The 20,721-nt window shown below is 70.5% G+C and carries 17 protein-coding genes; 11 read left to right on the forward strand and 6 right to left on the reverse strand.

Annotation, left to right across the window (positions count from 1 at the left end):
* The first annotated feature begins 4 nt into the window (after positions 1–4).
* The 5 genes from AB0I18_RS37850 to AB0I18_RS37870 all read left to right on the forward strand — a co-directional run bounded on the left by AB0I18_RS37850 (position 5) and on the right by AB0I18_RS37870 (position 5,139).
* Positions 5–913: an ABC transporter permease gene (locus AB0I18_RS37850; RefSeq protein WP_363110242.1), complete on the forward strand. Its 909-nt coding sequence runs from the start codon at positions 5–7 to the stop codon at positions 911–913.
* The gene (locus tag AB0I18_RS37855) at positions 886–1,668 is read left to right on the forward strand and encodes an ABC transporter ATP-binding protein (RefSeq protein WP_363110243.1); all 783 of its coding nucleotides are present in this window, start codon (positions 886–888) and stop codon (positions 1,666–1,668) included. The genes AB0I18_RS37850 and AB0I18_RS37855 overlap by 28 nt, the downstream gene beginning before the upstream one ends.
* A gap of 84 nt (positions 1,669–1,752) precedes the next feature.
* On the forward strand, positions 1,753–2,781 hold the full coding sequence (locus tag AB0I18_RS37860; protein ID WP_363110244.1) for an ABC transporter substrate-binding protein: 1,029 nt from the start codon (positions 1,753–1,755) through the stop codon (positions 2,779–2,781).
* Between the two features lie 4 nt (positions 2,782–2,785).
* Positions 2,786–3,943, forward strand: coding sequence for an LLM class flavin-dependent oxidoreductase (locus tag AB0I18_RS37865; protein ID WP_363110245.1), 1,158 nt, complete (start codon positions 2,786–2,788; stop codon positions 3,941–3,943).
* Positions 3,944–4,026: 83 nt separating this feature from the next.
* Positions 4,027–5,139, forward strand: a complete 1,113-nt coding sequence (locus tag AB0I18_RS37870) for an NAD(P)-binding domain-containing protein (RefSeq protein ID WP_363110246.1) — start codon at positions 4,027–4,029, stop codon at positions 5,137–5,139.
* Between the two features lie 251 nt (positions 5,140–5,390).
* Here AB0I18_RS37870 and mltG read toward each other — a convergent pair whose 3' ends face one another.
* Both mltG and AB0I18_RS37880 read right to left on the reverse strand, forming a co-directional pair.
* Positions 5,391–6,236 (reverse strand): endolytic transglycosylase MltG, encoded by an 846-nt coding sequence (mltG, locus tag AB0I18_RS37875; protein ID WP_363110247.1) that lies wholly within the window; start codon positions 6,234–6,236, stop codon positions 5,391–5,393.
* A 43-nt stretch (positions 6,237–6,279) separates the two neighbouring features.
* Positions 6,280–8,079 (reverse strand): ABC transporter ATP-binding protein, encoded by a 1,800-nt coding sequence (locus AB0I18_RS37880; RefSeq protein WP_363110248.1) that lies wholly within the window; start codon positions 8,077–8,079, stop codon positions 6,280–6,282.
* A gap of 95 nt (positions 8,080–8,174) precedes the next feature.
* Between AB0I18_RS37880 and AB0I18_RS37885 the strand changes: the two genes are divergently transcribed.
* Positions 8,175–8,639, forward strand: coding sequence for a MarR family transcriptional regulator (locus AB0I18_RS37885; protein ID WP_363110249.1), 465 nt, complete (start codon positions 8,175–8,177; stop codon positions 8,637–8,639).
* Between the two features lie 256 nt (positions 8,640–8,895).
* On the opposite strand, the gene AB0I18_RS37890 is transcribed toward AB0I18_RS37885, so the two are convergent.
* Together AB0I18_RS37890 and AB0I18_RS37895 are read right to left on the reverse strand one after the other, a co-directional pair.
* Positions 8,896–10,395, reverse strand: a complete 1,500-nt coding sequence (locus AB0I18_RS37890) for a cation:dicarboxylase symporter family transporter (protein WP_363110250.1) — start codon at positions 10,393–10,395, stop codon at positions 8,896–8,898.
* Positions 10,396–10,538: 143 nt separating this feature from the next.
* Entirely contained in the window at positions 10,539–12,158 is a 1,620-nt protein-coding gene (locus AB0I18_RS37895; RefSeq protein WP_363110251.1) for a peptide-N4-asparagine amidase, read from the reverse strand.
* 188 nt (positions 12,159–12,346) lie between these two features.
* On the opposite strand from AB0I18_RS37895, the gene AB0I18_RS37900 reads away from it, so the two are divergent.
* Positions 12,347–13,786 carry a glycosyltransferase family 39 protein gene (locus AB0I18_RS37900; RefSeq protein ID WP_363110252.1) on the forward strand — a complete coding sequence of 480 codons (1,440 nt, stop codon included), beginning with the start codon at positions 12,347–12,349 and terminating at the stop codon, positions 13,784–13,786.
* Positions 13,787–13,864: 78 nt separating this feature from the next.
* Here the strand turns inward: AB0I18_RS37900 and AB0I18_RS37905 are convergent, their stop codons facing one another.
* A complete protein-coding gene (locus tag AB0I18_RS37905; RefSeq protein ID WP_363110253.1) occupies positions 13,865–14,608 on the reverse strand; it encodes a hypothetical protein in 744 nt (247 codons plus the stop codon).
* 189 nt (positions 14,609–14,797) lie between these two features.
* Between AB0I18_RS37905 and AB0I18_RS37910 the strand changes: the two genes are divergently transcribed.
* The 4 genes from AB0I18_RS37910 to AB0I18_RS37925 all read left to right on the forward strand — a co-directional run bounded on the left by AB0I18_RS37910 (position 14,798) and on the right by AB0I18_RS37925 (position 19,728).
* The gene (locus AB0I18_RS37910) at positions 14,798–16,597 is read left to right on the forward strand and encodes an ABC transporter ATP-binding protein (RefSeq protein WP_363110254.1); all 1,800 of its coding nucleotides are present in this window, start codon (positions 14,798–14,800) and stop codon (positions 16,595–16,597) included.
* Positions 16,594–18,384 carry an ABC transporter ATP-binding protein gene (locus tag AB0I18_RS37915; protein WP_363110255.1) on the forward strand — a complete coding sequence of 597 codons (1,791 nt, stop codon included), beginning with the start codon at positions 16,594–16,596 and terminating at the stop codon, positions 18,382–18,384. The genes AB0I18_RS37910 and AB0I18_RS37915 overlap by 4 nt, the downstream gene beginning before the upstream one ends.
* Positions 18,385–18,923: 539 nt before the next feature.
* Positions 18,924–19,394, forward strand: a complete 471-nt coding sequence (locus AB0I18_RS37920; RefSeq protein WP_363110256.1) for a DUF5709 domain-containing protein — start codon at positions 18,924–18,926, stop codon at positions 19,392–19,394.
* 58 nt (positions 19,395–19,452) lie between these two features.
* The gene (locus AB0I18_RS37925; protein WP_363110257.1) at positions 19,453–19,728 is read left to right on the forward strand and encodes a type B 50S ribosomal protein L31; all 276 of its coding nucleotides are present in this window, start codon (positions 19,453–19,455) and stop codon (positions 19,726–19,728) included.
* Between the two features lie 137 nt (positions 19,729–19,865).
* On the opposite strand, the gene AB0I18_RS37930 is transcribed toward AB0I18_RS37925, so the two are convergent.
* Positions 19,866–20,660 carry a metal-dependent hydrolase gene (locus AB0I18_RS37930; RefSeq protein WP_363110258.1) on the reverse strand — a complete coding sequence of 265 codons (795 nt, stop codon included), beginning with the start codon at positions 20,658–20,660 and terminating at the stop codon, positions 19,866–19,868.
* Positions 20,661–20,721: the final 61 nt, after the last annotated feature.

Genomic DNA, 20,721 nt, shown 5'->3' on the forward strand with positions numbered 1-20,721 from the left:
ACTCATGAGCATCAGCCATGCCCCGCCGAACCCTCACGCATCCGAAATTTCGGGAATATCAGGTTCTGGCCGCGCCGAGCACGCCAAGTACACAGGTGCTGCCCTAGCGCCCGAACTCGAACCCATAGTCCCCACCTCGACCCGCCGCACCCGCGTGCCCCGCTGGCTGCGCCGCACCTCCGGGCCCGTCCTGCTGCTCGTCCTGTGGCAAGTCCTCAGCGGTACGGGTGTGTTGACCGCCGACGTCCTGGCCTCGCCCGGCGCCATCGCACGGGTCGCCGGCGATCTGATCTCCGACGGATCACTGCCGAACGCGATGGGCGTCTCGCTCCAGCGCGTCGCCGTGGGACTGCTGCTCGGCACCGTCGTCGGCACCGGACTCGCCCTGGTCTCCGGCCTGTTCCGGATCGGCGAGGACCTCGTCGACGCGAGCGTCCAGATGCTGCGGACCGTGCCGTTCGTCGGCCTGATCCCGCTGTTCATCATCTGGTTCGGCATCGGCGAGGCCCCGAAGGTCGCGATCATCACGCTCGGCGTGTCCTTCCCGCTCTACCTCAACGTGTACGCGGGCATCCGCGGCGTCGACTCCCAGCTGATCGAGGCCGGTGAGTCCCTCGGCCTGTCGCGCTGGGGGCTCGTACGGCACGTCGTCCTGCCGGGCGCCCTCCCCAGTGCGATGACCGGTCTGCGCTACTCACTGGGCATCGCCTGGCTGGCACTCGTCTTCGCCGAGCAGATCAACGCGGACGCCGGAATCGGCTTCCTGATGGTCCAGGCACGCGACTTCCTGCGCACCGACGTGATCGTGGTCTGCCTGATCGTCTACGCCTTCCTCGGCCTGCTCGCCGACTTCATCGTCCGCTCCCTCGAAAGGCTGCTCCTGCAATGGCGACCGACGTTCACGGGCCGGTGAGTCAGATGACCACTCCCCCGGATGCCCAGAAGTCCGCGCCGGCCCCCGCCTCGGCGGTACGCGTCGAGGGCCTGACGCGCGCCTTCGACGGCCGCGCCGTCATCGACAACCTCCAACTCGACGTGAAACCGGGTGAGTTCGTCGCGCTCCTCGGCCGCAGCGGCTGCGGCAAGTCCACTCTGCTGCGCATCCTCGCCGGGCTCGACCGCGACATCGAGGGCACCGTCCTCGTCCCGCGCCGCAAGGCCGTCGCGTTTCAGGCACCCCGGCTGATGCCGTGGAAGAAGGTGTGGCGCAACGTCCTGCTCGGCCTGCCGGGCAGGCCCGAACGCGCCGTGGCCGAACAGGCGTTGACCGAGGTCGGACTCGCCCAACGCGCCGACGCCTGGCCCAAGACGCTCTCCGGCGGCGAGGCCCAACGCGCCTCGCTGGCCCGCGCGTTGGTGCGCGAACCCGATCTGCTGCTGCTCGACGAACCGTTCGGCGCGCTGGACGCGCTGACCCGGATCAAGGCGCAGCGACTCGTCGGCGAGCTGTGGCAGCGCCGCGGCTGCGCCGTGCTGCTGGTCACGCACGACGTGGAGGAGGCGGTACTGCTCGCCGACCGCGTCCTCGTGATGGACGACGGCGTCATCGCGTACGAGACCACGGTCGATCTGGACCGTCCGCGCGACATCACCGATCCACGGTTCGCCGAGTTGCGCGCCGGACTGCTGGAACGGCTGGGCGTGGAGACGGCCGCCGAAGCAGCCTGAACCCTCCCCCTCTCTCCGCCCCCCTTTCCTCCGTACCGCCCAGTCAGATCTCACCCTCATCAGAAGCAACCGAACGGAATCGTCATGCCCCGACGCCTCGCCCCCGCCCTGCTGCTCCCCCTCGCTCTGCTGGTCGCCGCCTGCGGCGGGAACTCGGCGGCCAACACCTCGACAGGTGGCGGAACCGACGGCAAGGGCTCCCTCACGCTCAACGTCGGTGACCAGAAGGGCGGTTCGGAGGCGGTGCTGCGGGCCGCCGGAGAGCTCAAGAACCTCGACTACAAGATCAAGTGGTCGACCTTCACCTCCGGTCCACCGCTCCTGGAGGCCGTCAACGCCAAGGCCGTCGACATCGGCGGCGTCGGCAACACCCCGCCCATCTTCGCGGCCGGCGCCAACTCGAAAATCACCGTCGTGGCCGCCTATCGGGGCAACTCCAAGGGTGAGGCCCTCCTCGTGCCCAAGGACTCGAAGTTGACGAAGACCTCGGAACTCAAGGGCAAGTCGATCGCGGTGGCTCAGGGGTCGTCCGCGCACTACCAGCTGATCGCCTCCCTCAAGGAGGCCGGACTGAAGCTGAGCGACGTCAAGGTGAAGTACCTCCAGCCCGCCGACGCGCTGGCCGCGTTCACCGCCGGCAAGATCGACGCCTGGGCGGTCTGGGACCCGTACACCTCTCAGGTGCTGCAGGCCAAGCAGGGCCGGATCCTGACGGACGGCGAAGGTGTGGTCAACGGTCTCAACTTCCAGGTGGCGGCACCCGGAGCCCTCGACGACAAGAAGAGGGCCGCGGCGATCGGCGACTACCTGGAGCGGCTGCGGCGTGCGCAGGACTGGGTCTACGAGCACCCCGACGAGTGGGCCAAGGTCTGGGCGAAGGACACGGGGCTGCCGTACGAGGTGGCGCTGGCCTCGGTGAAGCGGTCCAACGCGACGCGGATCCCGGTGGCCCTCGACAAGCCGCTCATCGCCTCCGAGCAGGAGATCGCGGACACCTTCACCGACCTGAAGCTCATCCCCCGCAAGGTCGACTTCGCCGACTTCGTGGACGCCCGTTTCAACGGCGACCTGCCTCCGTCCACCACCACTCCCCGCGCCTCGAAGGAGTCGTGAACCGATGACCGTACATCTCCACTGGTTCCTGCCGACGGGCGGCGACGGCCGCACCCTCGTGGACCGGCACGCCTACGCCGCCAATCCCATCGACCGCACCAAGCCGGTCAGCGGAGTGCGCGCGCCCGACATCGAGTACCTGGCCCAGATCGCCAAGGCGGCCGAGCAGTTGGGCTTCGAGGCGGTGCTCACCCCGACCGGCACCTGGTGCGAGGACGCCTGGCTGACAACGGTGGCACTGGCCCAGCACACCGAGCGGCTGAAGTTCCTGGTCGCGTTCCGGCCCGGCGTCATCTCACCGACCCTCGCCGCCCAGATGGCGGCGACGTACCAGCGCATCACCCGCGGCCGACTGCTCCTGAACGTCGTCACCGGCGGTGACTCCACCGAGCAGCGCCGCTTCGGCGACCGGCTCGGCCACGAGCAGCGGTACGCGCGGACCGACGAGTTCCTGTCCGTCGTACGAGGAGTGTGGAGCGGGCAGCCGTACGACTTCGACGGCGCCCATTACCAGGTCGAGGGCGGGCTGACCGCTCTGCCGCCGGATCCGCTGCCGGAGATCTTCTTCGGTGGTTCCTCGGCGGCCGCGGGGCCGGTGGCGGCCCGGCACGCGGATGTGTATCTGACGTGGGGCGAGCCGCCGGCGCAGGTCAAGGAGAAGATCGACTGGATTCGCTCGCTCGCCGAGCTCGAAGGGCGTACGGTCCGCTTCGGCATCCGGCTGCACACCATCTCGCGGGACGCGTCGGCCGAGGCGTGGACGACGGCGCGACGCCTGCTCGACGACCTCGATCCGGAGTCCATCGCGGCCGCGCAGGCGGCGCTCGGCCGCAGCGAGTCGGTCGGCCAGCAGCGCATGCTCGCGCTGCACGGCGGTTCGCGCGACCGGGACCGGCTGGAAGTATCGCCGAACCTGTGGGCGGGCGTGGGTCTCGTGCGCGGCGGCGCGGGCACCGCGCTGGTCGGCAGCCACGCCGAGGTCGCCGACCGGATCGAGGAGTACCACGCGCTGGGCATCGAGCACTTCGTGCTCTCCGGGTATCCGCATCTGGAGGAGGCGTACTGGTTCGGGGAGGGCGTGATTCCCGAGCTGGCCGCACGCGGACTGCTGCCGGGCGTTCCCGCGTCCGGGGCACCGATCCTGGTGGCGAGCGGGCGTTGACTCCATGACTCCGGGAGACCCGCCTGTCCCGGAGATCCAGGTGCCCCGGGAAGATCCGGCCCGTCGGTGAAGTTAGTAGAAGCGTGAACAACACCGGGGTGCAGGCACGCGAAGTCGATGTCGTCGTCATAGGCGCCGGACAGGCCGGACTGGCCGGCGCCTATCACCTGCGGCGCACCGGCTTCGAGCCGGAGCGGGACTTCGTGGTCCTGGACCACGCGCCGCGAGCGGGCGGCGCGTGGCAGTTCCGGTGGCCGTCCCTCACGTACGGCAAGGTGCACGGAATGCACGCGCTGCCGGGCATGGAACTGACGGACGCGGACCCGGCGCGGCCGTCCGCCGAGGTCATCGCGGAGTACTTCGACACCTACGAGCGCACTTTCGAACTGCGGGTGCGGCGGCCGGTCGACGTGCAGGCCGTGCGCGAGGGCGAGGCGGGCCGACTGCTCGTCGAGACCTCCGACGGTACGTGGTCGGCGCGGGCGCTGATCAATGCGACGGGCACGTGGGACCGGCCGTTCTGGCCGCGCTATCCCGGTCAGGAGACTTTCCGGGGGCGGCAGTTGCACACTGCCCAGTACCCCGGTCCGGAGGAGTTCGCCGGGCAGCGGGTCGTCGTGGTGGGCGGCGGCGCGTCCGGTACCCAGCATCTGCTGGAGATCGCTCCGTACGCCGCCGCGACCACCTGGGTGACGCGGCGGGCCCCGGTCTTCCGGGAAGGGCCGTTCACCGAGGACGTGGGCCGGGAGGCGGTGGCGCTCGTGGAGGAGCGGGTCCGTCAGGGGCTGCCGCCGAAGAGTGTCGTGTCGGTGACCGGGCTGCCGCTCAACGACGCGACCCGGCAGGGCATCGAGGACGGTGTTCTGGACCGGCTGCCGATGTTCGACCGGATCACCCCGGACGGCGTGGAGTGGGACGACGGGCGCCGCGTGGACGCCGACGTCATCCTGTGGGCGACCGGTTTCCGCGCGGCGATCGACCATCTGGCACCGCTGCGGCTGCGTGAGCCCGGCGGCGGTATCCGTGTCGAGGGGACCCGTGCGGTCGCCGACCCGCGGATCCATCTGGTCGGGTACGGACCGTCTGCCAGCACGATCGGTGCGAACCGGGCCGGGCGCTCCGCGGTACGCGACATCAGGCGGCTCCTGGCTGCGCGGGTCGCTCCGCGGGGCGCGGCTGTCGGTAACGGTCGGTGAGGTAGTGCGGGTCCTGGTGGGCTGGTCGCGCAGTTCCTCGCGCCCCTGACGGGGCGGGGTCGGTGACCATGTGCGGGTTTGTGGGGGCTGGGCGCGCAGTTCCCCGCGCCCCTGACGGGACGGGGTCGGTGAGAATGTGCGGGTTTGTGGGGGCTGAGCGTGCAGTTCCCCGCGCCCCTGGCGGGGCGCGGTTCGTGGGCCTGTGCCGGAGGGCTCTGTGAGTAGGTGCTGTGCGGTGACCGGCGCTCGGCTCAGCCGGACGACGCCGACGCGCTCCGGCTGTTTCGGTTGAACTCCGCGACGTTTCTCTGGTGCTCCTCGTAGTTGGCGGTGAAGCGCGTGTCGCCCTGCTTGACCGTGACGAAGTACAGCCAGTCGCCCTGCGTCGGAGCGACCGCGGCGCGCATCGCCTCCTCGCCGGGGTTGGCGATCGGCGTGGGCGGCAGCCCCATCCGCGTGTACGTGTTGTACGGGCTGTTGAGCCTCGTGTCGTTCTGGCTGGTGCGGAGCGTGCTGCGGTTCAGCGCGTAGTTGATCGTGGAGTCCATCTGCAACGGCATGCCCCGGTCGAGCCGGTTGTAGATCACGCGGGCCACCTTGCCCATGTCCTCTTTGGTGGCTGCCTCGGCCTGGACCATGCTCGCGACCGTGACGGTCTGATAGACGTTCATCGCGTTCCGCTCGGCCCCCGCCGTGACCGTGCCGCCGCTGAACTTCTTGTTCGCCGTGTTGACCATGTACGACAGCAGGGTCTCCGGGGTCGACTGCTTGCCGATGGGATAGGTGGCCGGGAACAGGTACCCCTCGGGGTTGCCGCTCGCGTCGTTCGGCAGCTTGAGCTGGGCCTTGCCCAGAGACTTCTTGGCAGTGCCCACGGGCAGGGCGAGAACCTTGTCGACGGCCTCGTACACCTGGCCCGAGCGCCAGCCCTCCGGGATCACCAGGGAGACGGGGCCCGTCTTCTCGTCCGTGTTCAGCAGCGGCACCGCCACGGCGGTGGCCGCCACGACGGCTCCGGACGCGATGAGGGCGGTCCGGCCCCGGCGCGTCAGTCGAATCGTTCTCCGTGGCGGAGTGGGCGGAGTGTAGGTCTGCATGCGGGCACGATAACCCGCATATCGTCACAAACCAGACATATCTTCATTTTGTTGGCTCCAGTTGGGCGTCCCTGCGGACCAGGGCGGCATAGCGGCCCTCTCGCTCCAACAGCTCCTCGTGCGTGCCGCGTTCGGCCGTGCGACCCGAGTCCAGGACCACGATCTGGTCGGCACCCCTAATGGTGGACAGGCGGTGCGCGATGGTGAGCGTGGTCCGGTTGGCCGACACGGCGTCGATGGCCTCCTGCACGGCGCGCTCGGTGTGGGTGTCCAGGGCGCTGGTCGCCTCGTCGAGGATCAGGACCGGCGGGTCCCGCAGGATGGTGCGGGCGATGGCCAGACGCTGCTTCTCCCCGCCGGAGAACCGGTGTCCGCGCTCGCCCACCATCGTGTCGTACCCGTCGGGCAGCGAGGCGATGTGATCGTGGATCTGCGCGGCCCGCGCGGCTGCGCGCAGTTCCTCGTCGATGGCGTCCGGCTTGGCGAACCGCAGGTTGTCGGCCACGGTGGCATGGAAGAGGTACGTCTCCTGGGAGACGACGCCGATCCCGCGCGCGAGGGTGTCGAAGTCCAGGTCGCGCACGTCAACCCCGTCGAGCGTGACGCGGCCGCCCGTGACGTCGTACAGGCGCGGCACCAGGTAGCTGAGTGTGGACTTGCCGGCACCGGTCGGGCCTACGACGGCGAGGCTGCCGCCGGCGGGGACGGTGATGTCGATGCCGGCGAGTATCGGGCCGCTCTTGTCGTCGTAGCGGAACTCCACGTCCTCGAAGCGGACTTCGCCCTTGACCCGGTCGAGGTGGACCGGGTGCTCGGGCTCGGTGATGTCGATGGGCAGGTCGAGGTACTCGAAGATGCGCTGGAACAGAGCGAGCGAGGCCTGTATCTGGACGCCGGTGGACAGCAGGCTGACGGCCGGCCGGAACAGGCCCTGCTGGAGCGAGACGAAGGCGACGAGCGTGCCGATGGAGATGGCGGGCCCGCCGAACTGGAGGGCCATGCCCGCGGCCCAGTAGATGACGGCCGGCATGGCGCCCATGACGATCCCGATGACGGCCATCCGCCAACGGCCCGCCATGTTCGACCGCACCTCCAGGTCGACCAGGCCCTCGGACTCGTCGGCGAAGGAGCGGGTCAGCGAGTCGGAGCGGCCCATGGTGCGGCCGAGCAGGATGCCACTGACGGAGAGGGACTCGGTGACCGTGGCGGCCATGGCCGCCATCTGCTTCTGGCGCTGGGTGGTGATTCTCTTGCGTTCGTTGCCGACGCGGCGGCTGATCCACACGAACACCGGCAGCAGAAGCAGCGAGACGACGGTCAGCCGCCAGTCCAGGGCGACCATCGCGACGACCGTGGCGACGACGCTGGTGAGGTTGGAGACCAGTGAGGTGGCGGTCGAGGTGACTGTCGCCTGCATGCCGCCGATGTCGTTCGCGATGCGCGACTGGACCTCGCCCGTGCGCGTTCTGGTGAAGAAGGCGAGCGACATGCGCTGCAGTCGGTCGTAGACGGCGGTGCGCAGGTCGTGCATGACGCGCTGACCGACCGTGGTGGAGATGAGGGTCTGCAGGACACCGAAGACGCCGGTGAGGACGGCGCTGAGGATCATCCCGAGCGCGAGCAGGCCCAGCAGGCCGGTGCGGCCCTGCGGGATCGCCGTGTCGAGGATCTCCTTCAGCAGGAAGGGCGTGGCGACCGAGACCAGGGACGCGGCGCCGACGAGCAGGCCGACGACAGCGAGCCGGCCACGGTACGGACGGAAGAGCTTGAGGATGCGGCGCACCTGCCGCGGCTGTTCGGCCTCGGCCGGTGGCGGTTTCCGGGTGAATTCTTCGCGGGGCATGGGCTCCTACGGGAGGTGAGATGACGATGACTGACGGAGCATAGCTCATTGTTACCTATACTCACAATGCACAAGGTCCTGATATTGTTCCCGCTATGGACACCCCCGACGCCGACGGCCTGCTCGCCGAGCAGCTGCTCCGGTTGACCCGCCGTGTGCACCGCATCCAGAAGCGTCACCTGGAGCAGCGCGGGCTCGGTATCACTCCCGCCCAGTCACGGTTGCTCCGCACCCTCGCGCACTATGCCTCGCCACCGCGCATGGCTGATCTGGCCGCGCGTCTGGAAGTAGTACCCCGAGCCGTGACGACACTCGTCGACGGTCTGGAGGCGAGCGGCAAGGTGCGCCGCGTGCCCGACCCCACCAACCGCCGGGTGATCCGCATAGAGCTGACGGACGACGGGCGGCTGGCCCTGCGGGAGCTGCGCGGCGCGCGCCGGACCGCGGCGGAGGACATCCTCGCTCCCCTCACGGACGAGCAGCGCAAGGTGCTCGGCGGCCTGCTGGACACGCTGGTCGACGGGATGGGCCCGGTCGAGGAGCCGAAGCGCGACTGCTGACGCGGCGGCAGGGAGTCTCCGCTCCACCTGCTCACACGCGTGCACGAAAGCCCGAAGGCCGGGCACGGGAAGTCCAACTCCCCGGCCACTTCTGCCCCTCGCCCTCCCGACCCGCCCCGCGGGCAAGGCGGGACGGCGGGACGGACTACATCAGGGGACTACACCGCCACCTGGACCTCGCCGGGGACAGGAGTGACGAGGCGGAGGCGAGGGAGGGTGCGGGCCCGGCGCCGAGCGGCGCGCCGGGCCCTCTTGCTCAACTCGATTCGCCCGCGGGTTCCTTGGTGAGCGCGGGCTTGCTCTCGGAGTCGGCCGGCTCGGCAGCGGAATCCTCAGCGGCCGGAGCCCCGGACTCGGAAGCGGGCGCGGGAGCGGGCTCCTCGGCCTTGCCCCCGCCACCGGCCTGCGCGGGCACCTTCACGAGCGCCTCCGCCTTCGGCGCGCTCTCGCTGTCCTCTTCCACGAAGGCGATCTCGCCGTCGAGCATCTTCCTAGCCCGCTCCAGGTCCAGCGCGCCCTCCCAGCGGGACACCGCGAAGACGGCGACGCAATTGCCGAGCAGGTTGGTGACGACGCGCATCGAGTCCATGATCCGGTCCACACCGAGCAGCAGGGCGACGGCACCGGCCGGGATGACACCGAGCGCGGAGGCGGTCGCCGACAGCGCGAGGAACGCCGAACCCGGCACGCCCGCCATGCCCTTGCTGGTCAGCATGAGCACCAGGATCACGGTGATCTGCTGCCCCAGGCTGAGGTCCACGCCCACGGCCTGGGCGATGAACAGCGTGCCGATGGAGAGGTAGATGGAGGCGCCGTCGAGGTTGAAGGAGTATCCGGTCGGCAGCACGAGGCCCACGGCGTCGTCGCGGGCGCCCGCCTGGCGCAGCTTCTGCATCATGCGGGGCATGACCGACTCGCTGGACGCCGTACCGAGCGCGAGCAGCAGCTCCTCGCGCGTATAGCGCACGAACTTCCACAGGCTCAGCCCGGTGACCATCTTCAGGGCGACGGCGAGCAGCGCCAGGAAGAGTGCCGCGACCGCGTAGCACAGGATGATGAGCTTGCCGTAGGTCTTGATCACACCGAGGCCGTACTCCCCCACCAGGTGGACCATCGCGCCGAACACGGCGAGCGGCGCGAGCTTCATCACGAAGCCGACGATCGCGAAGATGATCTCCTGCGCCTGCTCGATGGCCGGCAGGATCGCGGGCACCTTGGTCTGGCCGAGGTGCAGCAGTGCGGCACCGACGAGGCAGGCCAGCACCAGCACCTGGAGCAGCGAGTTCTCGGCGAACGCGCCGACCGCGCTCTGCGGGAGGGCCTCCAGGATGAAGTCGCTGGTCGACGGCAGCGAGCCGCCGCCGGTCTTGCCGTCGACAGCCGAGGCGTCCAGCTTCGACGGGTCGACGTTCATGCCGCTGCCGGGGCTGAAGACGTTGGCGGCGACCAGGCCGATGAGCAGCGCGGCCGTGGTGGCGACCTCGAACCAGATCAGGGACTTGAGCCCGATCCGCCCGAAGGCCTTCAGGTTGCCGGCCTTGGCGATGCCGACGACGACCACGCAGAACACGAGCGGCGAGATCACCGTCTTGATGAGGCGGATGAAACCGTCGCCGAGCGGTTGGAAGGTTGTGGCCGTGTCCGGCCACAACTTCCCGACGAGGATTCCGAGCACAAGCGCGCAGGCGACCTGTGCGAACAGTGAGGTACGCAATATGCGTGCGACGCGTCGCGGGGACGGTACAGACGGCGGCACGGGCACTCCTCCGAGGGGACTTCTGTGATGCGGAAAGTGGATTCCGCGGTGATCACTATCGGGGGAGTTTGCTACCGCCGACAACCTCTATGTCACATGCATGTAAATCATCGGGTGATGTGTCACGTCCCACACGCGACGGATCAGCACCTGTCGCGGTCCTCGGTGAGCGTCCCCTGCACGGTCACCAGGCTCCGGTCGTAGCACCCGCCCGACCCGTACAGCCGGTAGCGCTCGCTCGTCGTGCCGACCGCGTGCCGCTGGTCGCGCGGCACGTTCGCCGTATACGTCGCGTCGCCGGCGTAGGTGTCGTCGAGCCGGGACCACGCGGTACGCCGCCCGCCCCGCGTCTCCACGACGGCGGCCCGGTCACCCAGCGACAGGAGGGTCCGCAGCCGGTCGCCCGCACCGAGTGTCGTGGTGCCGTCCATCGAGTACGTGCGGTCCGTACGGGTCGCCTTGGCCGGTCCACGCCCGTCCACGGTGATCGTCTCGTCGTCGGTCCAGGTCGCTTTCAGCGCGTCCGTGTTCTCGCCGTCGGTCCAACGGTGCACGGAGGTGTTGGCCAGCGCGCGGCTCACCGTGGTCGTCACGCGGCCGTGCGAGGTGTCGACGTACCCGGACACGGTCAGCCGGTGTCCGGCCTCGGTGTCCAGCCGGTGCTCCGAACCGGGGGTGTACGTCGAGGAGTTGGCGAGGTCGCCCGCCTTGTGACCGGTGAGCTTTCCGGTGACGTGCCTGCTCTTCGCGTCCTGCCAGACGAGAACGTTCACCGGGGCGCTCCAGCCGCTCTGCCCCTCGGGAACGCCCACTACGGAGACGTCGATCCGGTGCGGACGGCCGTCGTTGAGCAGCCCCGCGAACGGCGTCAGGTCGTACTGGACGGGCTTGATGTCGAAGGCGCGCGGGCCCGGAACCACGTACCAGAGGAAGGGATTGGACCAGCCTCCGGTCCAGACGGTCGGGAACGGCGCGGCGATTCCGGCGAGTTGGCCGTCGACCTTGATCTGCACTTCCCGGTAGGGCCCGTTGTCCGCCTTGCAGGAGTACGGGGCGGCGTCGGGCACCGTCATATACCAGTACTCCTCGCAGCCGCCGCCGGACCCTGTCGCGTACACCTCGGCGACGATGCGTTCACTGTTGCGGGGCGTGGAGAGGGTGCCGTCCTGGAGGGTGAGAACGCGGTCGGGGGTCGCGGTCGGCTTGTCGGTCCCGTGCTTGTCGGTCACGTGCTTGTCGGCGGCGTAGAACGTCAGCGTCACCTTGACGTCGATGATCCCTGTGTACGTGTCGTCGACGACGTTGCCGATGAGCATCTCGACGTCGTGGCCGCCCTTGAACGTGTCGCTGTAGCGCGTGACGTCCTTCTCCACCGACCACTCGATGCCGTCGGGCGAGGGCTGCGGAGTGGACGTACGGAAGACCTCGACGCCGCCGATGTGCAGATAGCCGAGCCGGTCGTACTGCCGTCCCTTGACCTCGCCGTCGAGTCGCAGCACGACCTTGCTCCAGCGGTCACCGCAACCGCGCGGAGGGGCGTACGTCCCCGTGTAGGGCGTGAAGTCGCGGAACCGCGCCTCGGCGACGGTCACTTCGCAGGCCTTGCCGGCGGGCTTGGTGACCGGCGGGGCGGCGGTCAGGGGGTCGTGCCAGTCGGTGCCGAACTCGGCGGGCGGGGCAGCCGTGGCCGGGCTCGCGCCGAGGAGGGTGCTCGCCACGAGGGTCACTCCGGCAAGCATGGACATGATGATCCGTCTTCTCATGGCGGTGTTCTACGGGGAGTTGGCGCCGACCGCAATGCGCCCTCGGGCCATGACGGGCCCCGGGCACCGTCAGTACGGTGGTGGGACCGGTTGGCGATGGGGGCACGATGGATCGGGAACGGGGCGACGCACCACGCGAGTCACCTGGCGACGTACCGCGCGGATTACCTCCTTTCGCCCTCGCTCCTGTGGCGTGCTCGGCGGCCGCCTTCGCCGTCGTACTGACCGCTCTCTCCGGCCGATACGGGTACCACCGCGACGAGTTGTACTTCCTCGCCGCGGGCGATCACCTGGCATGGGGATATGTCGACCAGCCGCCGCTCACGCCGCTCCTGGCGCGGGCGGCCACCGCGCTGTTCGGGGACTCGACCGTCGCGCTGCGCGTCCCGGCAACGCTCGCCTTCGTGGCCGCCGTCTTCGTGGTCGCCCTCATCGCACGGGAGTTGGGCGGCGACCGGAGGACCCAGGTGCTCGCCGCGGGGCTCGCGGGCGTCGGCGGGCAGCCGTTGGCGGTCGGGCACATGGTGTCGACCGCCACCTTCGACCTGCTCGCGTGGCTGGTGGTCTGCTGGCTGGTGCTGCGGCTGCTGCGCACCGGCGACGGACGGTGGTGGCTGCCGATCGGCCTGTGCGTCGGGGTCGGTCTGCTGAACAAGTACCTCGTGGCGCTGCTGATCGTCGTGCTGCTCGCGGCCGTGCTCGCCGTGGGGCCGCGGCGGGTGCTGCGCAGTCCATGGCTGCTCGCCGGTGCGGTCGCCGCCCTCGCGGTGGCGGCACCCAACCTGTGGTGGCAGGCCGACCACGACTGGCCGCAGCTCACCGTCGCGGACGGGATCAGCACGGACGACGGCACCGAGAACCGGATCCTGTTCGTGCCCGAGCAACTCATCTACCTCACCCCGTTGTTCGTGCCCGTGTGGATCGCGGGCTGGCTGCGGCTGTGGCGGGATCCGACGCTGCGGTGGGCCCGGGCGACGGCAGTGGCGTACCCCCTGCTGTGCGTGCTGGTCCTCGGGCTCGGCGGCAAGGGCTACTACGCGGTTCCGCTGCTGATCGTGCTGCTCGCGGCAGGCTGCGAGCCGGCTCTCGCCTGGACGCGGCGCCATGGCCGTACCTGGCCCGTGGCGGCCGTCGTGCTGACCGTCGCGATCAACACGATGGTGACCCTGCCGGTGCTGCCGCCGAGCGCGCTCGCCGTACCGATGGCCCTCAACAAGGAGCAAGGGGAGCAAGTGGGTTGGCCCGCGCTGGCCGACGCGGTGCGGGAGGGCTGGACCACGATTCCCGAGCGGGAGCGGGAGCGTGTGGTGGTCTTCACACAGAACTATGGCGAGGCGGGCGCCCTCGACCGCTACGGCCCCGCGCGCGGGCTGCCCCGGCCCTACTCCGGCCATATGAGCTACGCCGACTGGGGCCCGCCGCCGGACACGGCCGACGGACCCGTACTCCTTGTCCGGCAGGAGGACGCGGACGGCATCGAGCGGTACTTCACCGGCTGCCGTCGGATTGCCCGCGTCGACAACGGGCACGGTGTGGACAACGAGGAGCAGGGCGCGGCGGTCGTGCTGTGTTCGGGGACGACGGAGCGGTGGTCCCGTCTGTGGCCATCACTCCAGCACTACTACTGAGCACTGGCAGGACTGGCCGGTGCAGCACTGGCAGGACTTGCCGGAGAGCCGTTGGAGGGGCGTTTGGAGGGATGGCCGTCAGGCCTTGAGGTCCGCCTTGTCGCCCATCACCACGACCGGATGCCGGTCCGGGTCGAGGGTGCGCAGCAGGTACTCCATGCCCGACTTGGACAGGCTCACGCAGGCCGACGTACCGCTGCCGTGGTCCATGTGGAACCAGATGCTGCCGCCCTTGGACTGCCCCTGGGGGCGGGTCGGGTCGTTCGGCGAGGTGCCCTTGACGCGGTTGTAGTCGATGGCGATGACGTAGTCGAAGTCGTGCCAGTGCGACTTGGCCCAGTAGTGCGGGGCCTGGAAGCCCTCGGACTGCGTGTACGGGAGCTCGGCGCCGGGATCCGCGAGGACGCCGCCCGCGTCGCTGAGCGTGAACACGCCGACGGGGCTGCGCTTGTCGCCCTCCCGGTGGTTGGTGGTCCAGCCCTTCTTGCCGTTGTGGCCCTTCCAGCTGCGGGTCTTGTCCCAGGTGGAGCCGGACTTGGTGTAGAGGACGATCGTGGAGTCCGCCGAGTCCTTGCCCTCTCCGTAGACCGCCACGACCTGGCGGGATTCGGCGGGTATCTGCTTCCGCAGCTTGTCGCCGACATCGGGGATTCGCTTGAGGTCGACGGTGCGCGCCTGCGCCTGCCCGGCCCGGTCGCTCGATGGCGCGTCGCTCGCGCGACCACTGCCGCCGTCCGAACCGCCGCAGGCCGCCAGGGAGATCAGAAGGGCACCGCCGACCGCAGTCGCGGCCGTCGTACGCATCGCACCGCCTGTTCGCATGCGCTCCATGGTCGCACCACGATCCGGACGTTTGCGTCCGGCCCCACGGCTTCCAGGCCATATCCGGGCAGTCGGGGCCGAATCTTTACCCTGCGGCGAAAAATCGTTTGCCCTTGGACACGCTGTGACGCGAACCTTTCACGGTTTGTTGCCTCCCCCACTCCGTTCTACGAGCTCCCCTGGGACGTCATGCAGATTCAAGACCTTCCGTATCCCGACCCGGGTGTGCCGGACGCGCGCTCGGGTCCCCGGTTCCTGGTGTGGCTCGGCCGGAATCAACTCCGTGGACAGCTGAAGTCCCTGGCCTGGGGTCTGCTGCACTTCATGTCCGTGTCCGGACTGCCCTTCTGCGTCGGCTTCGCCGTCCAGGCCGTCGTGGACCGCTCCGGCGCGCGGCTCGGCCTGGCGGGCGGGCTGCTCGCGCTGTGCGGGTTCGGCATCGCGCTGGGCGACACCATGCTGCACCGCACCGCGATCACCAACTGGATCACCGCGGCCGCGCGCGTCCAGCAGTTGCTGGCGCGCAGGACCGCTCTGCTCGGCTCCGCGCTGACGCGGCGCGTGGCGGCCGGTGAGGTCGTCGCCGTCTCTACGGGTGACGTGGAGAAGATCGGCTGGTTCGTGGAGGCCGTGTCGCGGTTCACCGCCGCCGCGGTGACGATCGTGCTCGTCTGCGTCGCCCTGGTCGTGTACGAGCCGGCGCTCGGGACGATCGTCGCCGTGGGCGTGCCCATCCTGGCCCTGACGGTGCTGCCGCTGCTGCCCCGCGCGACCCGGCGCGCCGACGTCCAGCGCGAGAAGGCGGGACGCGCCACCGAGCTCGCCTCGGACACCGTCGCGGGCCTGCGCGTGCTGCGCGGCATCGGCGGCGAGGAGCTGTTCCTGGACCGCTACCGCCGCGCCTCGCAGGAGGTCAGGCAGGCAGCCGTGCGCAGCGCCCGTATGTGGTCGCTGATCTCCGCGATCCAGGTGCTGCTGCCCGGACTGCTGCTGATCGTGGTCGTCTGGCACGGCGTGAACCTGGCCCGGGAGGGCCGGATCACCGTCGGCGAACTGGTCACCGTGTACAGCGCCGTCATGCTCCTCACCTATCCGCTCCGTCACTTCGAGGAGATCGCGATGGCCTACTCCTTCTCCCGGCCGTCCGCGAAACGCGCGGCCCGGGTGCTGTCCCTGGAGCGGGCGATGGACGGCGAGGGAACGCGCGAGGCCGTCGTGCCGGACGGGGATCTGTACGACCCCGCGACCGGTCTGCTCGCGCCCGCCGGACGGCTCACCGCCGTGGTGTGCGGCGACCCGGACGCCGCGGGCCTGCTGGCGGAGCGACTCGGAGGTCATGCGGCGGACTCCTCGGAGCTGCCGTCGGCACTGGTCGGCGGCGTGCCGTTGGACGAACTGCCGCTCGACTCCGCCCGCACCGCCGTCCTGGTCCAGGACAAGGACCCTGTCCTGCTCTCCGGCAGCCTCCGCGAGTTGCTCGACGTGCCCGCGTCGGGCCACGTCAGCGCCGAGGAGGCACTGGCCGCCGCACAGTGCGGCGACGTCCTGGACGCGCTCGCCCAGGGGTCCCTGGACACCGAGGACCCGATGGACGCCCGGATCACCGAACGCGGCCGCTCGCTGTCGGGCGGCCAGCGCCAGCGTCTCGCGCTGGCCCGGTCCCTGATCACGGACCCGGAGGTACTCGTCCTGGACGAGCCGACGTCCGCCGTCGACTCGCACACCGAGGCACGGATCGCCGACGGTGTCCGGTCCCTCCGGCAGGGCCGTACGACGGTGCTCTTCACCTCGTCGCCGCTGCTCCTGGACCACGCGGACCGGGTCGTACTCGTCCACGAGGGCGAGGTCACGGCCGTCGGCGTGCACCGCGAACTGCTGCACAGCGAGCCCCGGTACCGGGCCGTGGTGACCCGGGAGACCGACGCCGAGGCCGCCACGCACGAGCTGGACCACCTGCAGGACCTGGAAGAAATCGAGGAGACCGCATGATCGGCGTGGCGCCACCGGCCTACGACCCGGCGGCCCCGACGACCGCAGAGACCCTGCCCGTCGGCGCTCCGGAGACCGTACGCGCCTACGTGGCCGAACTGTTCCAACGGCACCGGCGGGCCTTCCTGCTGCTCATCACCGTCAACACGGTCGCGGTCGTCGCCTCGATGGTGGGCCCGTATCTGCTGGGCTCCCTCGTCGAGCGCGTCTCCGACGGCACGGCGGCGGCCCGGGAACTGCATCTGGAACGCACCGCCGCGCTCTTCGTCCTCGCCCTGGTCCTCCAGGCCGTGTTCGTACACCAGGTACGGCTGCGGGGCGCCATGCTCGGCGAGCGGATGCTGGCCGACCTGCGCGAGGACTTCCTGGTGCGGTCGGTGGGGCTGCCGCCGGGCGTCCTGGAGCGGGCCGGGACGGGCGATCTGCTGTCCCGGATCACCACCGACATCGACCGGCTGGCCAACGCCATGCGCGAGGCCGTGCCGCAGCTGGCCATCGGTGTGGTGTGGGTGCTGCTGCTGCTCGGCGGGCTCGCCGTGACCGCGCCGCCACTCGCGCCCGTCGTACTGATCGCCGTCCCGCTCCTGGTGGCCGGCTGCCGCTGGTACTTCAAGCGCGCACCCTCCGCCTACCGCTCGGAGGCCGCCGGTTACGCCGCCGTGGCCGCCGTGCTCGCCGAGACCGTGGACGCCGGGCGCACCGTCGAGGCCCACCGGCTGAGCAGGCGGCGCATCGATCTGTCGGACCAGCGCGTCAAGGAGTGGACCGCCTGGGAGCGGTACACCCTCTGGCTGCGCTCGGTGCTCTTCCCGGTCATCAACCTCACGCACGTCACAGTCCTCGGCTCGGTCCTGATGATCGGCGGGTTCTTCGTGCTGCAGGGCTGGATCGGGGTGGGCCAGCTGACGACCGGCGCCCTGATCGCGCAGATGCTGGTCGACCCGATCGGCCTGATCCTGCGCTGGTACGACGAGCTTCAGGTGGCGCAAGTCTCGCTGGCCCGGCTGGTCGGCGTCCGGGACATCGAGCCGGACGCCGGTGACGGGTCGCTGGCCCCTGACGGGCGTGACGTGCATGCCGACCGGGTGCACTTCGGCTACCGGGAGGGCGTCGACGTCCTGCGCAAGGTCTCCCTGGAGGTCGCGCCGGGCACCCGGCTGGCCCTGGTCGGCCCGTCCGGCGCGGGCAAGTCCACGCTGGGCCGGCTGCTCGCCGGGATCTACGCTCCCCGCACCGGCCGGATCACCCTGGGCGGCGCCGAACTGTCGCAGATGTCCGCCGAACGAGTCCGCACCCATGTGGCGCTGGTCAACCAGGAGCACCACGTGTTCGTGGGCGCCCTGCGCGACAACCTGCTCCTCGCCCGCACGGGAGCCGACGACGCCGAGCTGTGGGCCGCCCTCGGCGCGGTCGACGCCGACGGCTGGGCACGGGCGCTGGACGACGGCCTGGACACCGAGGTCGGCTCGGGCGGGCTCGCCCTCACTCCGGCCCAGGCCCAGCAGATCGCCCTCGCCCGGCTGGTGCTCGCCGATCCGCACACGCTGGTCCTGGACGAGGCCACCTCGCTCCTCGACCCGCGCGCGGCCCGGCATCTGGAGCGCTCGCTGGCCCGCGTCCTCGACGGCCGCACCGTGGTCGCCATCGCCCACCGGCTGCACACCGCCCACGACGCGGACGTCATCGCCGTCGTCGAGAACGGCCGCATCAGCGAACTCGGCAGCCACGACCAGCTGGTCGCCGCGGACGGCGCGTACGCGGCACTGTGGAGGTCGTGGCACGGGTGAGCGGGTACCGCCGCGCGACCCCGTCCGCCCTGGATTCGGACGGACGGGGTCGCGCGGCGGTCCGCCCGTGCGCGGGTGGGGGCGAGCCGCGGATGCGGGCGGGAAGGCGAGGGCCGGGGGCTTCGACGGTCCGCCTGTGCTCGCGGCACGGGAGCCTCGCGGCAGCCCGTCTCTGCTGCGGCAGACGAGTTTCGAGCACCCGGGTCCAGGCGGCGGGAGGCAGCGCGACGATTGGCCCGTGCTCCGGCCGGAGCCGCGTCCCCGTCCGCCAGTTTTCAGGCGGGTCGAAGCCCCGCCGTGCCGGGGTCGCGGCCATGGCCTGCGCCCGCTGCTGACGAGCGGGCCGGGCCGACGGCCGGGCTCCGTGGCGTTGCGAGGTGCCGAAGAGGGATGGAAGGCTGGGTGTCGGCACCCGCGCGGACAATGCCCGGGACCCGGGTCCCGCACGTTCCATACGGGCGAGGCCAGGGCCCACTGGCCCGCGCACCCGCCGCCGAACGTGGTGGCAGGAGGCCGGCCCGGACCACCTGGAGGTAGTCGTGGACAGCGCCGAAGGATGGGGAGACGACGTCTACCAGCCCGACGGATCCGAGGTGCAGGACGACGCGGGCCTGCTCGACGCCGAGGACACTCTGGAATCCGACGGTGTGAACGACCCTCTGGACCGGGGCTGGTCACCTCCGGAGCGCCCGTGGGCGGTGGAGCGCCGGGATGTGACCGCGGCCGAACGGCATCGCGGCGAAACACTGGACGAACGCCTCGCGGAAGAACTGCCCGACATCGCGGCCCCCGACGGAGACGGCATCGGCGACTCCCCGGACTCGGACGGCGAACCCCTGGACAACGAAGTCGGCACCCTCCGTTCCGGACGTCTCGTGGCCCCCGACGAAGGCGCGCACGAGGACGAGGAGAGCGGCCTGATCGCCACGGACGTGGGCATCGACGGCGCCGCGGCGTCGGCGGAGGAAGCCGCCATGCACATCGTCGACGAGGACTCCCTGTCCGGCTGACGCGACCGGTACCCCCGCCTCCCTGTCCGAGCACCCACTCCCCACGCAAGGAGCACTCATGCAGCAGGACAAGCAGCCCGACTACCACTCCGTCGTCTTCCGCGACCGCGCCGCCGGGTACGCCTTCCTGACCCGGTCCACCGCGACGAGTGACCGCACGATCGAGTGGGACGACGGCCAGACGTACCCCGTCGTGGACGTGGAGATCTCCTCGGAGAGCCACCCCTTCTACACCGGTAAGGCACGAACCGTGGACACGGAGGGACGGATCGCCCAGTTCGAGAAGCGCTACGGCGGTGGGGGCCAGGCATCCGGCGGGGGCGACGCGGCGTGATCCGGCCCGCCCGGGCACGTCCTGCCGGGCGGAACCAGGGAGCTGTCGGCCGGAGACCGGCGCGTTCGCACTCCTCCGGCCGGCGTTCGCACCTCTCCGGGTGACGGCCGCGTGGCCTGTCCGACGTGCGCGGTCGCTCAGATGAAGTTGAGCGCGGCCGCGCACCCCACTCCGCCGAGCACCATGAACGCCGGCATCAGTACCTTCAGCTCGACCCAGCTGCCGGCCCTGAACCGCATCACCTTGGGCGGCCCGATCGGGTACCAGCGCTTGCGGCCGACCGGGATCGGCCACAGGATCGGGCAGCCCGACACCGTCAGCGCGTCCCCGATGTCGTGCACCAGCGCGCCGAGGACAACCGCCAGCCCGAGCCAGAGGTACTCCTGCCCCGGCTCCGTGAACAGCCAGTCGGAACCGTTGCCCGGCTTGTCCAGTACTCCCGCCAGGATCCAGGCACTCGTCGCGGCGAGCAGCCACACCAGCACGTCGGCGCTGGAGCCACGCGTCGCCCGCCACAGCAGCCCCTCGATGGCGAGCACTATGTGCACGAAGAGGATGGCCAGGACTCCCCAGCGGTCTCCCGTGACCGCGATGGCCGACGTCCCCGCACCGATCAGCACCGCCCACAGCCAGGTGTGCGTCAGGGTGCGGTGACCGCCGGAGCGGCGCGGGTCGCCGGCCTTCCTGGTGCCCTTGTAGACGGCGTACGAGAGCTTGTCGACGATCTCGCACAGGCCCCGTGAGAGAGGTCCGAAGGCCCGCGAGATCGTGGCCGCCTTGTGGTCCAGGTCCGGGGCCAGCGCGGCGCCCGCGCAGATCAGCGCGCCGACCAGCAGGACCGGCCAGGGCATCGTGTGCCCGGCGGCGGCCGCCGCGGCTCCTACGCCCAGCCAGGCCGCCGCCCCCGACAGTGAGTGTGCTGGTCCCATCATCGCCGTACCCCGCCCCATTCCTCTTGTCCTGAAAGCCAGTTGCCCGTGTGCGCTGACGCTC

The organism is Streptomyces sp. NPDC050704 (genome assembly GCF_040654355.1).
In the GTDB taxonomy this organism is placed as follows: domain Bacteria; phylum Actinomycetota; class Actinomycetes; order Streptomycetales; family Streptomycetaceae; genus Streptomyces.